General features: G+C 51.1%; 2 protein-coding genes. Both read right to left on the reverse strand.

Annotated features, from left to right (window positions below):
• The coding region (locus tag H6B10_RS19055) for a hypothetical protein (RefSeq protein ID WP_204652266.1) at nt 1-801 on the reverse strand (801 nt) is incomplete at its 3' end.
• Between the two features lie 23 nt (nt 802-824).
• A partial coding sequence (locus tag H6B10_RS19060; RefSeq protein WP_204652267.1) for a hypothetical protein occupies nt 825-1,089 on the reverse strand: 265 nt, incomplete at its 5' end.

The following is a 1,089-nucleotide window of genomic DNA, read 5'->3' on the forward strand; positions in this document are numbered from 1 at the left end:
GCCTTCCGCGCCGGGCAGAGAAAGCCCGGCATCCTCCGCGGAGATCACCCACCCGTCGTCAAGAAAATCCGCAAGGGGAAGCGGCAACGTATACACCGCGTCATTGATCTGGATGGAAAAACTTTCCCAATCATCCGAAAGTTCGGGGGATGTGGGGTACAATTCGGCCTCCGGCGCGTCGAGTTCTGTCATAAATTCGAGCGTTATCAAGGTGGAGGTGTGCGGCAGGTAGGTGACTTTCGCAAACAGAGCAAAGTCGTTCTCGCCCCACAGCGCGCGCCCTTCCTCGTACCTCTTTTCACTGATTTCAAAGGAATGCCGTTCTCCGGTCATATCTACGCCGCGCAGATAATAGTCGTCCGAACCATAGTCCCCGATCCCTCGCGAATATTCAAACTCCAGCCGCTCCAAATAGGCTGCTTCCGGGCGCTTGAGGTAGGGAATGTCCAAAACGAGCGGCCGGACAAGGAAGAAAGCGGCGGCGACGCAAAGCAGAATGCCTGCGGTTCTGCCAACCTTCTGCAGGAACGTTGCGTCCGGCTGAACCAGCAGTATGAATAAGACAAGGGCGATGATCACCGCCACCAGCCCCAAGCCGCCATAGACAATGACGGCTTGCATAAACCCCGTGATGCCGATGGCAAAGGCATCGGCGCTTGTAAACCATTCCACCACCGCGAGGATGGTGATCGGCAGAAAAAAGATGACGGCGAGGAACAAAACAAACCATTTTAACTCCGCCTTGCTTTTTTCGCCGCCGGGCACTCTTTTGTCTGTTCGGTTCTCATTTATATTGTTCATTTTCTCTCTTGCTTTTATGAAAATCAGTGTTTTAAACGCTCCAGTACCTCGCAAATCGCGAGCATCCCCTGTTTTTGATCTTTGATTTTGGCGGTGATGCTGTTGTTGACCAGCGACAATTTTATTTTGGTTTTCCCGCTTTTCGCTTTGATGATCCGCTGGGAAGGCAGTAAACCTTTTTGTACTTTCAGTTCGTCAAACTGGTCAAACGGAATGCAGATTTTACCGTAAATATGCGAGATATCAAAAGTTTCCAACACTGCGATAACCAATGTTTTTTCTGTCACG

Source organism: Gemmiger formicilis (genome assembly GCF_016901605.1).
GTDB classification, from domain to species: Bacteria; Bacillota; Clostridia; order Oscillospirales; family Ruminococcaceae; genus Gemmiger; species Gemmiger formicilis_B.